We start from the raw sequence: 15,376 nt of genomic DNA, 5'->3' as shown, positions 1-15,376 counted from the left end.
GTAACCCGATTGAAACTTCTGCGTATAAAGGTTATAAACATGGGTACATGTTTAACACCAATAGAAGTTGAGGGATTCCATCATATGAATGTTGCGTATACAGATCAAGCCGATACGGGATATCGGCTGGCTGAGCAGAAGGCGGCTCAGTATTTTGCATCACTTTATGTACAGGTTAAGGAAAAGACATATGTGCCGATCCTGACAGAAGACATTCTAATGTGGAAAAGGAAGCATGTTCGTCGTGATTCATGGCTATCCTTTTTTTCCTCGGGAAAGAGAAAACCTGATACCCGGGACTATCATAGATATATCGGGTGGCTCCATTATACAGGTAAACTGGATGGCTACTTGGATCGAAGCATTTCCTATATTTATATGAGGGATCTGGGCAAGGCCCTGGACTCGCCAGACACGAAAGCCAGCATTCATCGCATGGTTGCGGATATAAAAAAACATCTTCTTCAATCCACCAAATCGGATGGAGGAGGTACGCCGGATGGCATGAGTTTAGCCGGGTTATACCGGTGGGGCCAGAAGGAAGGCATCGAGAATGCCGTGATATGGGTCATCCATAAGCTGAAGCAAGTAGCAGGCCATATTCCGAAGGAGATGAATGCAGAGCATGCCCAGCGCAAATTAATGAAGATCATTGTGGGCGTTGTTCTGCATGTCATTGAAGATATGGATGACTCGGTATTGCCTGCGGAACGTTCAGCTCGTCTCGATGATGCCATCAGGCTCGGTTACTCCTATGGTCTAACCTATCCCTTTATCGACGATTTACTGGACTCGGGCGTCTTAAATGAGCAGGAAAAAGAACAGTATTCCCATATGATACGCACTGCGCTGCTTACCGGAACGGTACCGAAGCCAGGTGATTGGGGCGGTAATAACGTGGAGCTGATCCGTTTCGTGCACGCGGAGCTCCGTGATGCCTTTGAGTATATTAAGGGACACCAGCGTCCGGAAACGCAGGAGACGTTTTTCGAGCAAGCCAACGTGTTTTTTCATTCGCAGCATATCGATCGTATCAAGGATCTTTCCAATGCCCGATACACCAATGAAGAGTTATATTTGCCGATCATTCTAAAATCGTCATCTTCCCGCTTGATTGTGCGGTCAGTTCTAAGCGCTCAAGCGGATGAAGGCTTTGATGAACGGACCTTCTTTTACGGCATCTACAATCAGTTGGCCGATGATTTTGCGGATATGTTTGATGACATGGAGGACGAGGCCGTCACCCCTTACACCTATTATCTGAAATATCGCGGTCAACGCGCGGATCTGATCAACCCCTTCGAATTATACTGGGCCGTCATTTCCCATCTGATCCACAACGTATATGACTCGGATGCCAAGACGCGGGACGTGATTCTGGATCGGGCCATTAATGGTTTGAAGCGCTGTAAAGCACGGATCGGGCTTGAGAAATATAACGAAATCATGGAGATATTCTCCTCGGGGAACCCTGACTTCAATCGACTGATTCAGAAGATGGTTCGGAAAGCAGATCATGTGGATTTTTTTGATAAGTTGCTGCGGGATCAGATCATCACGGTGTTAAGGAACAACCGCCAAGAGAAGGAATGCTTTTCGAACACCTTTGCAACTGTCCGCGATGAGATCAACAGCCAATTGCAGATCAAGCAGCCAAGCGATACACCGCCCATGCAAGTGTCGCTGATTGACACGGCCAACTACACGCTTGAGGGAGATGGCAAGCGTTTAAGGCCGATTTTAACTTGGGTCATGGGGGTAAATGAATACGGATTGGAGCCTTCCGCGATTGTGCCGCTCCTCCGATCCCTGGAATATATGCATACCGCATCCTTGATTTTCGACGATCTACCCTCACAGGATAACGCATCTACGCGCCGCGGGAGGCCAACCCTGCATCAGGTCCATAACAGCGCCACGGCAGAAATAACGGGTCTGTATTTAATTCAGAAGGCGATCGAGGAGCAGTCGTCGCTTGTGGGATTTGATGCTAGCTCTGTCGTTTCCTTAATCCAGTATTCGTCTAAACGGGCTGGTGAGATGTGCATGGGGCAAGCGATGGATTTGGATTCCAAAGGGAAGAGGCTGACCCTGGAGCAGTTGAATATGATCTGCTTTTACAAAACCGGTATTGCATTCGAGGCCTCATTGGTCATGCCTGCCATTCTGGCTCAGGTAAATGAGGCAGAAATCGCCTTGTTGAAGAAGTTTGCTTATCATGCAGGCATAGCCTTTCAGATTAAGGATGATTTGCTTGATGTGCAGGGAGACCTGGAGCGGCTCGGCAAGCCCACCGGTCAGGATGCGGAGAACAACACGTCAAACTTTGTGACGATCCTGGGTCAGGAAGGCGCCAGCCAAGAGATGTGGGAACATTACTGCCAGGCGGTGGAGGCCTTGCAAGAGATGCCGCGGAACACTGCTTTTCTAAAGCATTTATTAAACTATATGGTTAATCGGGATAGTTAGTTCATTAATTTATATAGGTTCAAGAAGGTCAACCAGACTCAACGGGTTGGCCTGTTTTTGTGGCTTGATTGTCCTGTTGCAGGAGGCAATACACTTGAGTGCTGGGAATAGCGGAGGCGGAATGCGATATTCTGAACGGACATTTTATGTCCTCTGCCCATGCAAGGTTCAGGGGTAATAGTGGATACGATGCCGAAGTGGGGAGGGGAGCGACCGGAAGGTGCTCCGTCTATTGATACACCGATATTTATGCTGCTCGTAAAGCACGTGGGAAGATGTGAATTTAAAGAAGAAACGAAGATGTAAAATAATATAAATATAGGTTGATAGTGGTATATGTTAGGCATATAATGAAAATGTAAGCGCATTAATATATGTAAGTTTTTATTAAGCAACAAGTGAATGTTCATCATAGATCGGTTTTTGGGCAATGAATCATGAACAGGAGGAGAGGTGATTTCAGCTTCAGTGGACCGTCCGCTGGAAGAACAGCTGTGTATGTACACTAGGTATCTATGAAACCTTGATCCGAAAATAATAGGAGGGAACATGATGCTAAGAAAAGGAATATGTGCAGTGATACTGTTCAGTCTTCTGGTCGTTCTATTGCCTGGCAACACAACAAACGCGGCGCCGAACTGGAATCTGGTATGGAGCGACGAGTTCAACGGAACTTCGCTTAACAGGGCGAATTGGACTCCTGAAATCGGTACTGGCAGCGGCGGATGGGGAAATAATGAACTGCAATATTATACCGACCGTGCGCAGAACGTGCAGGTTACCGGCGGCAATCTGGTGATTACGGCGCAAAAGGAATCCTACGGCGGGATGAATTACACCTCTGCCCGGATCAAAACGCAAGATTTAAAAACCTTTACTTACGGGAAGGTAGAGGCCCGAATCAAGCTGCCATCGGGTCAAGGGCTTTGGCCTGCATTTTGGATGCTTGGAAGCAACATCACCTCGGTGGGTTGGCCGAAGAGCGGAGAGATTGACATTATGGAGCGGGTGAATAATAACCCTTACGTGAATGGAACCGTACACTGGGACGCAGGAGGACACGCGGAATACGGACGGGTATCGGGCAATCTGGATTTCTCGCAGTTCCATGTTTACAGCATGGAGTGGGACTCCAAATATATTCGCTGGTTTGTGGACGGTGTGCAGTTCAATGAATTTTATATTGAAAATGGGACCGGCAATACCGAGGAGTTCCAGCGCCCGTTCTTTATTCTTCTGAATCTCGCAGTCGGCGGGAATTGGCCTGGCAGTCCGAATAACGCAACGCCGTTCCCGTCACAGATGCTGGTGGATTATGTACGTGTTTATCAGGACAATGGGGCATCGAACGTGATTAGTGACGGCATCTATACGATAGCTGCCAAGGCAAGCGGCAAGGTAATGGATGTTGTGGATGTATCCACGGCAAGCGGAGCTAAAATCCAGCAGTGGACCAACTACGTTGCCAATAATCAGAGATTCAGGGTTGAGAGCACGGGAGACGGATATTACAAGCTCACAGCTGTACACAGTGGAAAAGTGCTCGACGTACCGAACTCATCTACTGCGACCGGTGTCCAGCTGCAGCAGTGGGATGACAATGGGTCGAATGCACAGCGATGGAGGATTGTAGATGTGGGTGGCGGTTACTACAAAATTATATCCAAAACCAATGGGCTGGTCGTTGACGTTGCCAGCGCCTCTACAGCAGACGGGGCTGCCATTCAGCAGTGGAGTGATAACGGCTCCGATGCGCAGAAGTGGGCATTTACCAAAATCAACTGATCATAACAGGCAGTCCCTCCGGGGGCTGCTTGTTTCATTTTTTTCGAAGTATCCTTACATTGGCACAGGCTGACGCGTGACGGCATGTTTGGTATAATAATGAAAAAATCAGGAGGAGTTCGGATATGCAGCCTGTTCTATTCACTAACGGCCAGCTTTTTTTACCTCATGCCGCTTCACCTGCGGATTCCGTATACGTGGAGGATGGAGTCATACGTGCCATTGGAAAAACTGCCGAGCTGCGGCTGCAGCTGGCGGGCAGGGACTATCGAACGGTGGATTGGGACGGAGGCTGCGTGCTGCCAGGCCTGGTCGACGCCCATATGCATCTCGGCATGCATGGAATGAAGCTGGGCATGCTTGATTTTACCGAAGCGGCTTCCAAGGAAGAGATGCTGGCCATGCTGCGGGCGCGGGCAGCCGTTACGCCGCCCGGAGAGTGGATTCTGGGACTCAACTGGAACGAGAACAACTTTCCTGACGGGAAGATTCCACACCTGCTGGAGCTGGATGAAATCACAACGGAGCATCCGGTGTATCTGACCAGAACCTGCTTCCATGCTTATCTTGGGAACTCGGAGGCTTTCCGCAGAGCGGGTGTCACAGCCGATACGCCTGATCCGGAGTCAGGGGCATTTGGCCGCGGTGCGGATGGCCGGCTAAACGGCTGTATCTACGAGAACGCTTCGGCCCCTTTTGCCGATGTCCAGCCAGTGCCTGATCCGTCCATGCTGAAAACGGTGATGTTTCAGGCCTGTCAGGATGCGCTTCGGCTCGGCCTTACTGGAGCACATACCGAGGATCTTCGTTTGCTGGGCAGTGTTGAAGCTATGCTTCGCATCCATCGCGAGCTCAAAGAGGAGGGCCTTTACTTCCGAACGCATCAGCTGATGTATCATGGCTTTCTGGATGAGATGGAGGCACTTGGTATCCAGGCAGGCAGCGGAAGTAACTGGAACCGTATCGGTGCCGTCAAGCTTTTTGCTGATGGTGCGATCGGAGGCAGAACAGCGCTGCTTAAGGAAGCCTATTATGATGCTCCGTATACCCGAGGCCTGGCCATGCATTCTCCGGAGGAGCTAAGGGAAATTGTCGGCAGAGCACGCAAGCTTGGTTATCCTGTTGCATTCCATGCAATTGGAGACGGTGCGGCTGAAATGATGACAGAGGTGCTGGAGCAACTTCCGCTGAGTAGGGAAGCCGGGCTGCCGGACCGCTTCATCCATGCTCAAGTTGTACACCCGGATACGGTGAAGCGAATGAGCAAGCTGAATTTAGCCGTTGACCTGCAGCCTCGTTTCGTAGCCAGCGATTTTCCATGGGTGCTGGAGCGTGTTGGCCCTGATCGGACAAGCTGGCTGTATGCATGGAAAAAATGGCTGCTTACCGGGCTGCCTTGTTCAGGCGGCAGCGATGCACCCATTGAGCCGCTGAACCCGCTGCTCGGAATTCACGCCGCCGTCACGAGACGCAAGCCGGAAGAGAGTCATGAGGGGTATATGCCGGAAGAGAAGCTGAGCATAACGGAAGCGATCCAGCTGTTTACAAGCGGCAGCGCGGGCGCCGCAGGAGAAGCGGGTCAGCGGGGAAGTATTGAACTCGGCAAATACGCGGATTTTACGGTTGTGGATCGTAACTTGGCTGATGGAATGGACCCGGATGACCTGCTTCGCACAAGTGTCAGGATGACGATTGTCAACGGGAAAATCGGTTATACGGCTTAAGAATTAACGACAAGCAAGCAGCGAGCAGTCCGTTATCGGGCTGCTTTTTGTATTTTGAGATGGCAAACAGGTGTGTAGACGTGTCTCTGCTTCATATAATGGTATCGACCGAAAGTGCCGAGGAAGGGGGAAAGTCTGTGAACCGGAAATGGAAAACCTATCTCCCGATGTTGTGGATTCTCATGATTCCTGCGCTCAACATTTTTTATGGTATCCTGAATCAGGCGCATACGCCGGTGTACAGTCTGATGACGGATCTGGATGCCGCCATTCCATTTATGCCGATTTTTATTATTCCCTATCTGATATGGTACCCATTTATAATTATTATGCTGTTTCTGTTCTGTGCCAGAGATCGAAGTGTGTATTATCGGACGCTGCTGTCGCAGTGCATCGGTTTAATCGCTTGTTACATCACGTTTTTCTTGTTCCAGACAACGGTTGATCGGCCACTGATCATGGAGGCGGGGATTCTTGACTGGCTAGTGAACCTGGTGTACAGCACGGATAATCCTTACAACTGCTTTCCAAGCATTCATGTGCTGACCAGTTATTTGATGATCAAGGGTGCGGTCACCAGTGCCGGTTTTTCCAACAGGGAACGGACTGCAGTGAAAATATGTGCGTGGTTCATCATTGGATCTACCTTGTTCGTGAAGCAGCATGTTCTGCTGGACGTAGCGGGTGCAATCGCGGTGGTGGAGGTTCTGTGGTATTGGGTTGGAAGAGGGTTCCACGGACAACGTTCTGAGCCAACAGCGGAATTCGTCCGCGAGGAGAACTTATCTTGAGGCTCCGTCAATATTAAAAGTCAATCAGAGACAGATCAGGCTGAGGGCCCCGGGCGGCTCCGCAGCTGGTTTGCTTGCAAGCAAAGTGTTCAAAACCGAATCGTAGTGAACATCGTAACTGAAATAAGATACCCTCAATGGATCATCCTTTCCGAAAATTTTATAAATAAGGTTTACCTGCGATATGGTTTTATATATAATGATTCTAATAAATGCGATGAAGAGACGAGTAAATAAATGAATTCTTGCACAGAGAGCTCCGGCAGTTGAGAAGGAGTGAAGCGTTCTTTATTGAAAAAAGACTCAGAGCAGCACATGGAAACCTCATGAGAGGTGGATGATGTGCCAGGAGCTCCTGTTACAGAGCTAGGGTATATGCATTACGTTGTAATGCCGTACTCGACGAGGCGAATATGGCGACATATTTGCAAATTTGGGGTGGTACCGCGAGTGTAACAATCTCGTCCCTGAGACTACGGTCTTGGGGGTGGGATTTTTTGTTATATCAGAAGAAAAACGAAGGCTCAAGGTAGGAATCCTACACCAATTCAGACGAGTTGAATAGTTATCTAAGAAGAAGCTTATTGCATGCCATTATCCGTACTCTAGATTAGAACCGATGTATGGGGAACATGACGCCACTATGGAAGGATATGAGCAACGAATGTCAGAAAAACTTAAAGTTGGTATTGTTGGTGGAACAGGTATGGTTGGTCAACGTTTTGTACAATTGCTGGATGGACATCCATGGTTCCAGGTAACCTCTATTGCGGCAAGCAAGAGCTCTGCTGGCAAAACCTATGAAGAATCCGTGCAAGGCCGCTGGAAGCTGGCTACCCCTATCCCGGATCCTGTGAAAAGCATTGTCGTACAGGATGCTTCACAAGTGGAGAAGGTTGCTGCAGAGGTCGATTTCGTATTTTGCGCAGTGGATATGAAGAAGAATGAAATACAAGCACTGGAAGAGGCTTATGCCAAGACAGGCACGCCGGTCATTTCCAACAACTCGGCACATCGCTGGACTCCGGATGTACCGATGGTCATTCCAGAAATTAACCCGGGTCATATGGATGTCATTGCTGCACAGAGAAAACGGCTGGGGACTTCGAGCGGGTTCATTGCGGTTAAGCCTAACTGCTCCATTCAGAGCTATGTCCCGGCACTTCATGCCTTGCTTGATTATAAGCCTACCCACGTGGTTGCCTCGACGTATCAAGCGATTTCCGGAGCCGGCAAGAACTTTACCGATTGGCCGGATATGCTGGATAACGTGATTCCGTACATCGGCGGCGAGGAAGAGAAGAGCGAGCAGGAGCCGCTGCGCATCTGGGGAAGCGTGGCAGATGGCGAAATCGTTAAAGCAAGCTCACCTCTGATTACGACGCAATGTATTCGTGTCCCTGTAACGGACGGCCACTTAGCTACTGTGTTTGCATCGTTCGAGAACAAGCCGGCGAAGGATGAAATCCTGGACCGGTGGCGGCAATTCAAGGGTAGACCGCAAGAATTGCGTCTCCCGAGTGCGCCAGAGCAGTTCATCACGTATTTTGAGGAAGATAACAGACCTCAGACCAAGCTGGACCGTGACATCGAGCGTGGTATGGGCGTCTCGGTAGGAAGATTGCGCGAGGATTCGATCTACGACTATAAATTTGTCGGACTCTCGCACAATACACTGCGCGGCGCTGCAGGCGGCGCTGTTCTGATCGCTGAGCTGTTGAAAGCAGAAGGATATATTCAAGCTAAATAACGCATAGGGATCTCAAAAGGGCGGCTGCTTGTGCAGCCGTCTTTTTTTGTCATTTCACAATCCATACTGATGCTGGTTAAAGTGTCCTCTCCCGGCGGATCATGACGTTGACTAAGTCCACACTATCGTTTATAGTGAATTTCTGTGCTTCAATGCCAAAAAGCAAAAAAGCGCAAAAGCGAGAAAGTAAAACATATTTAACCATCAAAACAAATGCTGCATAAGAAGGGACGGGTATCAAATCAAATCTCCCTCCCATATTAATGTACAAGGAGTCTCATCATCATGGAACGTCAGCTCAGTTTCTCCAAAAGCATCATCCTCATCGTATTTATTCTGGCACTGCTGTTTGTCTCCATCTTTCTTCTCAAAGCGGAGCCGCATCTGCCGCTGCTTGCAACCACCGTTGGCACAGCCGCGCTGCTGCGTTTATTCGGTTTCTCCTGGAAGAAGCTCGAATCTGCCATCATCCAGGGAATTCAAACGGCCATTATGCCGATTCTCATTCTATCGCTCATCGGAATTCTGATCGCTGTATGGATGATGAGCGGCACGGTGCCAACGATTTTATACTATGGCATGGATTATATAGAGCCGCATTATTTTGCGGTAAGCGCGTTATATGTGACCATCGTGGTCTCTATGTTCACCGGAAGCTCATTTACGACTGTCAGCACGGTTGGCGTTGCCTTTATGGGAATTGCCGCAACGACGGGCGTTTCTCCAACCCTGGCAGCCGGAGCGGTGATCTGCGGTGCTTGTTTCGGCGATAAGATGTCTCCGTTATCCGACACAACGAATTTTGCTCCCGCGGTAGCGGGAATATCACTATTCACTCATATTGGCAACATGGTTTACACTACCGTACCGGCACTTATTGTTACAACGGTCTTTTTCCTGTTCGCACCAACGACGGACTCCCTGGATTTGTCTTCAATCGAGCAAATGAAGGTAGCTCTGAATGATGGGTTCCAACTTCATTGGCTGACATTGATATCGCCGCTCGCCGTTATTGCTTGCTCCATCAAGCGGCTTCCGATCCTCCCAACACTGATTGTGGGTATTGTTACCGGACTTATGGTAACCGCATTCGTTCAGCAGCAGACGGCCATCGATGTCTGGTTTAGTGTCATGCAAAGTGGTTACAAGAGCACAATCACGAACGAAATCGTGGCTTCCATAGTCAACCGTGGTGGATTGCAGTCGATGATGTGGTCCGTGTCCCTGATCTTGATTGCTTTATCGTTAGGAGGATTGCTTCAGCATTGCGGTATCATTGAAGCCTTTTTTCATAAAATCATTCAACCCTTGAAGCGAAAGTGCAGCATTGTCCTCATGACGGGCGCTTCTTCAATCGCGGTAAACGGTATGACGGGCGAGCAATACTTGTCCATTCTTTTGCCAGGACAAATGTTCAAGGAGGAATACGCCCGCCGTGGAATTCCAGCGAAGACGCTCTCCCGTACATTGGAGGACTGCGGCACGCTTGTGAATCCGTTAATCCCTTGGGGTGTCAGCGGGGCCTTCTTCGCGGCTACCCTTGGCGTTCCGGTTGTGGAATATGCACCTTATGCCGTATTCTTATGGTTAAGTCCGCTGTTCACATTTGCCTATGCATTCATACCAAGGTTGCAGCGAAACTCGCTTGGACGAGAAACATGAATTTTGAGATCCATGGATGATAAACAGCCCCGTCTCCAGATGTTCAGGAAACGGGGCTGTTTATTTGTTTATAATGATTTAAACCCGAGCCATAACGGGATGGATTTGGTACGATGATAAGGAGCACAGCAAACATCTTTTATTTGAAAAGGGGATGAGAGCTTGAATCATTGCAGGGATAACGAGCCCACGGCCGAAGAGCTGATGGAGCTGCACGTAGAGGCGATGTTCACGCATGATCCAAACGGGCGGATCCGCGCAATCCACGAGCCATGGCCGGGTGAGGATCCAGCCCCGCGTTTTTTCCTGGGTCGGACGATAGACGGGACGGCACTTTGCAGGTTTCGCCATGATGTTCCAGATAATCTTGCTCTTCTATTGAAAGAACTGGTCGAGGACGAGCCGATTATGAGAGATTTCCAAGCGAAGCCCAAACATTTCGGGTCGTATATGAAGCTTCTCCAGAGCGGACATCACACGACGGGACCCTGTTATTGTATTCCAGTTCAAACGACGTCGACCATCCAGGTGGTACGCATCACCCGAGAACATATGAGCGATCATTCGCTTGCCGGTTTCGAATGCCTTGCCTCTGAAATAGAATACGCACAGCCTTGCGTGGCACTTGTACATGACCGCAGGATTGTGTCGGTCTGCCGCAGCGTTCGGGTGACAGCAAAAGCACACGAAGCCGGGCTTGAGACGTTGGGCGAGTTTCGCGGCAGGGGATACGCCGCCGCAGTTGTTGCGGGTTGGGCGATGGCCGTGCGAGAGATGGGGGCATTGCCGCTCTACAGTACTTCATGGGAGAATCTCTCCTCCCAGCGGGTAGCCGGAAAGCTGGGATTGTCCTTGTATGGAGTCAATTTCACCATCAAATGAAATCATTGCTGCAGTATGACATTCCTCGCAAAAAATCCCCTCAACCATGTGAGGGGAGAAGTGCTTGGTTCCATATCGTCAGCTTGAGCTGCCTCTTCTATTTTTATAATAGCCATGCCCTTGATTTCCATGCCTGCGCTTGTAATCTGAAGAAGAGCCTTTACGACGTGAATACCCATGGCTGCTGCTGTATTTTCTTCCGTAATTCTTAGCAGAGCTGCCATGATGCCTTCGACTATCACTATGAGATGAGGAGTGAAGAAGCTTATTGATTATTTTCTTAAACATTTCGGTCTTCCTCCTTTCTAGTTCATCTTATTCCAGTCTACGTAATCGGATCGTACCACAGAGTAAACCCCATAATCAACTTCAGGGCCTCCCATCATTTGGATGGGAAGTTTTTGGCGTTAACCAGCCAGCGCAGCTCTTTCATAAACTCTGAAGATCCAGAATATGGATCTCGCAGCTGGAGTAAGCGTTCAATCATCATTTTCAACTCACTGGAGAGCTGCAATTCTTCCTGCCAGCTTCGCTCGGCGATAACGCTTTGGCTGCTCTCGGGCTCATAGACCGAGTACAGCATAAACAGCATAAAATGGCCGATGTCCTGCAGATCCTCGCTTTCCTGCGATATTTTATGGTGTTCAGAAGATATCTTTCTGCCATGACGGAACCATGGCCGTGTTGGCTTCCGAAGCGGAGGTGGCTCGCCAATTCTGCGTGCCAACCCAAAATCGATGAGATTCAATTCTCCATTCTTAAACAGCACGTTGGGAATTCGCAGATCGAGATGAACAAAACCTTGTTTATGAAGGTACAGCACCAGCTCCATAAGCTGCATCGTAATAGACACGCAATCGGCTTCCTGATATTTTTGGTTTTGTTCAAAAATCAAGTCTTCCAGCGTATCTCCATTCATATAGGACATTACCAGATAGATATGGCGATGGTCCGTAAAAAGATCCAGGTAAGCCGGAATATGCGAATGCTGAAGAGATTTTAATATGGCAGCCTCCCGATTCAGCAAGTGTTCTGCGTAGCTGCCTTTGCTGGGTCTTGCTTGTTTGACGGCTACAATCTGACCACTTTTCCGATCCATGCACTTATATATTAAGCCGTAACTGCCTTCGCCAATCATGTTTTGAACAATATAGCGATTTCCCAGAACCGTATTCTTCTCGGCCGGATAATCCCGCCAAGCGTTGATGAAGGAGCTCAAGGATGAAATAAGACGCATATCGACTCCAACTCTCCTTTTTGGTAAATCCAAATATCTCAGACCGCTATCAACGTACATTATATGCTTTTTGATGGGATTATACGAGTAGCGGAAGGTGCAAGAACCAGCTCGACTCTATCTTTCTTCGAAACTCAAGCGCTGATATGCCGGTATGATGACGAAACAGCTTAATAAAGCAACTGAAACAGGTGTAACGAATGAGGATGCGAGCCAGCAGAGCTATATCATGAATAACCTGGGATATACTGCAGCATTGTCGCTGCTTCGCACGGCTAGGGAGCAGGCTGTTCCCATTGAAATCTCTATGCTGGAGGAGCTCTTCAAAGCAAGGATTGTTATGTAAGGTCAACTCTACAAGACCTCTCCCATACCTTACAGGCATGAGAGAGGTTATGATATGAGTTTCGTTCCGCCTCATATTGTGCTAAGATGCACTGTTGTTTTTGGCTATAAAATCGTTGATCAATTGCCGGAGCTGTTCGTGATCCTCATAACTGTTGTACATGCGATAAGCGACCGTATGTGCATTGCCGAAGAAGAATCGTTCGAACTGGGTTTGCCGGCCACCGAATGAGCTTGCCCCAATCTCCCAGGCCAGCCTGAACAAGGCGATACGGTCGTAGGCCTCTGAGGTTGTTCCTTTTAAATATTGGTCGAGGTAGTGTCTTGAATCAGACACGAAATCCAGCTTGGAGGGAATCATGATCAGGCCGCTGGAACCGAGAATTTGAATCATCTCAACCATCTCAGGATAAAATTTGGGGAACAGGATGCTGGAAGCCAGAAGCGGGCTTGTGGCAGGAACGAGATATCCGAATTTATCATGGAGAGCGCCTTGTTCAGAAGCCAGTCTTAAGGCTTTAAAGGTCTCGATGAATGTAATGATCTTGGAAACGTTCAAAACCATTTGCGGCTCAAGCCCTACATTTTGCTCATCTGCCAATGACTCTAGCAAACCGAGTAAAAACTCGGTTTTTACAATATAACGAGTGGTGATTTGATGGGCCATATGGGTATGGAAGTGACTCTCGCCAAACAATCGCCCCGCATAGGCTTCATCCCCGTAATAAAATATGCGATCATGCGGCACAAGAACACGATCAAATATAACGAGTGTATCCATCTCTTCGTATCTTGCGCTCAAGGGGTGATCATAGGTGGAGCTGGCTCCGTAACTCTCGCGGCAGATAAAAGCCATCCCTGGCAGATCATTGGGTACCGCAAAGGCAAAGGCAGATGGATTCACATTATTGAATATCGTGGGTGACGGAGTCGGAAAGACTAACATCTCCTCACAAGTAGCACCTTGCGTAGCCATCATAAAAGCTCCGCTTATGACCATCCCGTTGTCGTTAATTTCTACGACTTTAGCAGCGATGGAATCCTCTACATCGTCATTCTGACCGGATAGCTTGCTCGCGTAGGGCTGGATGAACGCATGGGACAAGGTAATATCATGCTCCCGGCAGTATGCATAATATCGCCTGAGGTTGTCGGCATATTGCGGATTATGCTCTTCAAGAATATCAGCGGCCGTGAATAGAGCCATGATCGCGGTGTTCATGTAATCGGGAGAGCGTCCTAAGAATCCATGGTGCCTGTTCGCCCAGAGCTCCATCATGATTCTGCGTTTTTGTAAATCCTCGGCATTCCTTGGCGGGAGAAAAGATAAACCAACAAGCTCTCCCGTATCAGGTGAAGGATAGGTCATCCGGTCTAAATAGCACGCATCACATTGCATATCATAAAGATCGGCTTGGGTTTCAATAAGACCTTGAAATGCAGGATGCTGTGATAAAGGACCTTCGATACGTTCTCCTTTATACCAAATGTTGATATTTTGCTTATCAATCCGCTCGATATACTCTTTCCCCGATTTAATAGGCACTGTTTTCACCTCTTTGCGAAAATCATACTGTGCTAACTAACCTGTCTGCTGCTGTTAATGTACGTGTTTAGGCTATCTGGAGTACTTTGTCCCCATGTTGTGTTGCAAAATATGCGGTTGTACCTGCAAGCAAATTCAAGAGGAAATTAGGCGAAAAAAATGGGCCCGCAATGGCCCAAAAACGTTTCGTGTTATTATTGTTTTTTTTCCAGATATTGCTCGAGGGTCAGGTTTTGTCTCGTAATTTCTCCGGCAATGAATACCCCTACATAACGAACATGCCAAGGCTCGTAGGAATAGCCGGTCCCTTTCTCCTGACCTTTACCGTAACGAATAATGAATCCGTATTTAGGGGCGTTGACTTTCAGCCATTTGCCTTCCTTGGTATTTCCAAAGCTCTGCTCCAGCGCATAACCTACGGAAGCACTCGATATATCCATGCTCAGACCGGTCTGATGCTCGCTTTGTCCTGGTCTTGCACTGGTCTTGTTGGCAGCAGCCTCGCCCTTAATGCTTGCATTGCGTTCGAATATGGATTTTTGGGTTGCGTAGGAGCGGTAGCCCGACACAGCTTTGAGATCAATTCCGTCTTTCTTGGCGGCAGCGAACAGTTTTTCCAGCGAGGTTGCAGCTATTTTTCTCATCTGTTTTTTGGGACTAGGCCCCGAGAAGCTGAACGGAATTTGGGGTATAACCAAATCTTGCGGTACATAATGGGAAGGCAGGTTTCTCTTTTTATTGACCAGCACAACGGTACTTGATAGATTTGTGACCGTGGTAACGCCGTTAACATACTTCAGCGTCCGGCCAGGTGCGTTGTTTGCCAAAAACGCAGTGAAGGTGGAACTGGAGGAAGATGCCGCAGCCGCTTCCACTTGGTTCATTCCTGAAACGGTATCGAAACCGTTCATCATTAAACTTGCAACCACCAAACCGATCATGACGACTGGTAGAATGGATTTGTATTTAACCCCATTCATTCTCATATGATGTCCCTCCTCGTTAGCTGTTTACTCAGTATATAGGAGAGTTATATCGATAGAGTCTCTAATATGTTTCTGAAATGTAAACAAAACGAGCTTGAGGTGACTCGCTTTTTTGGGGAGGATGAAATGACATGCAGATCGAGTTATTATTTAATATGGAGCACCCGAAAGTCCTATACTGATCGTAAGGAGAAATACA

The 15,376-nt window shown here is 48.5% G+C and carries 12 protein-coding genes and 1 other annotated feature; of the genes, 8 read left to right on the top strand and 4 right to left on the bottom strand.

The features are described 5' to 3' along the window. Positions 1–84: 84 nt before the first annotated feature. From PGL02S_RS15735 to aac(2')-IIb, 7 genes are all read left to right on the top strand, one after another. On the top strand, positions 85–2,469 hold the full coding sequence (locus PGL02S_RS15735) for a polyprenyl synthetase family protein (protein WP_036642694.1): 2,385 nt from the start codon (positions 85–87) through the stop codon (positions 2,467–2,469). Between the two features lie 549 nt (positions 2,470–3,018). Next, positions 3,019–4,254, top strand: a complete 1,236-nt coding sequence (locus tag PGL02S_RS15730; RefSeq protein ID WP_376167044.1) for an RICIN domain-containing protein — start codon at positions 3,019–3,021, stop codon at positions 4,252–4,254. A 125-nt stretch (positions 4,255–4,379) separates the two neighbouring features. Next, the gene (locus PGL02S_RS15725; RefSeq protein ID WP_036642689.1) at positions 4,380–5,978 is read left to right on the top strand and encodes an amidohydrolase; all 1,599 of its coding nucleotides are present in this window, start codon (positions 4,380–4,382) and stop codon (positions 5,976–5,978) included. A gap of 137 nt (positions 5,979–6,115) precedes the next feature. After that, a complete protein-coding gene (locus PGL02S_RS15720) occupies positions 6,116–6,769 on the top strand; it encodes a phosphatase PAP2 family protein (RefSeq protein WP_036642687.1) in 654 nt (217 codons plus the stop codon). A gap of 208 nt (positions 6,770–6,977) precedes the next feature. Further along, positions 6,978–7,241, top strand: a binding site (T-box leader). 192 nt (positions 7,242–7,433) lie between these two features. After that, on the top strand, positions 7,434–8,519 hold the full coding sequence (gene asd, locus PGL02S_RS15715; RefSeq protein ID WP_006210037.1) for an aspartate-semialdehyde dehydrogenase: 1,086 nt from the start codon (positions 7,434–7,436) through the stop codon (positions 8,517–8,519). Positions 8,520–8,804: 285 nt separating this feature from the next. Continuing rightward, positions 8,805–10,181: a Na+/H+ antiporter NhaC gene (gene nhaC / locus PGL02S_RS15710; protein ID WP_036642685.1), complete on the top strand. Its 1,377-nt coding sequence runs from the start codon at positions 8,805–8,807 to the stop codon at positions 10,179–10,181. A gap of 162 nt (positions 10,182–10,343) precedes the next feature. Beyond that, positions 10,344–11,063, top strand: a complete 720-nt coding sequence (aac(2')-IIb, locus tag PGL02S_RS15705) for a kasugamycin N-acetyltransferase AAC(2')-IIb (protein WP_036642684.1) — start codon at positions 10,344–10,346, stop codon at positions 11,061–11,063. A 78-nt stretch (positions 11,064–11,141) separates the two neighbouring features. Here aac(2')-IIb and PGL02S_RS15700 read toward each other — a convergent pair whose 3' ends face one another. Together PGL02S_RS15700 and PGL02S_RS15695 are read right to left on the bottom strand one after the other, a co-directional pair. Beyond that, positions 11,142–11,351 carry a hypothetical protein gene (locus PGL02S_RS15700; RefSeq protein ID WP_076151039.1) on the bottom strand — a complete coding sequence of 70 codons (210 nt, stop codon included), beginning with the start codon at positions 11,349–11,351 and terminating at the stop codon, positions 11,142–11,144. 94 nt (positions 11,352–11,445) lie between these two features. Continuing rightward, on the bottom strand, positions 11,446–12,300 hold the full coding sequence (locus tag PGL02S_RS15695) for a protein kinase domain-containing protein (protein WP_036642682.1): 855 nt from the start codon (positions 12,298–12,300) through the stop codon (positions 11,446–11,448). 157 nt (positions 12,301–12,457) lie between these two features. Here PGL02S_RS15695 and PGL02S_RS15690 point away from each other — a divergent pair, with 157 nt between their 5' ends. Continuing rightward, the gene (locus PGL02S_RS15690; RefSeq protein ID WP_155984629.1) at positions 12,458–12,646 is read left to right on the top strand and encodes a hypothetical protein; all 189 of its coding nucleotides are present in this window, start codon (positions 12,458–12,460) and stop codon (positions 12,644–12,646) included. Positions 12,647–12,727: 81 nt separating this feature from the next. On the opposite strand, the gene PGL02S_RS15685 is transcribed toward PGL02S_RS15690, so the two are convergent. After that, positions 12,728–14,191, bottom strand: coding sequence for a 4-hydroxyphenylacetate 3-hydroxylase family protein (locus tag PGL02S_RS15685; RefSeq protein WP_036642680.1), 1,464 nt, complete (start codon positions 14,189–14,191; stop codon positions 12,728–12,730). Positions 14,192–14,385: 194 nt separating this feature from the next. Then, positions 14,386–15,177, bottom strand: a complete 792-nt coding sequence (locus PGL02S_RS15680; RefSeq protein WP_173937143.1) for a M15 family metallopeptidase — start codon at positions 15,175–15,177, stop codon at positions 14,386–14,388. Positions 15,178–15,376: the final 199 nt, after the last annotated feature.

The organism is Paenibacillus glucanolyticus NBRC 15330, assembly GCF_004000885.1.
Taxonomy (GTDB): Bacteria; Bacillota; Bacilli; order Paenibacillales; family Paenibacillaceae; genus Paenibacillus_AQ; species Paenibacillus_AQ glucanolyticus.
The sequence above is the reverse complement of the archived record's forward strand: the minus strand, read 5'-3'. Positions and strand labels throughout refer to the sequence as shown.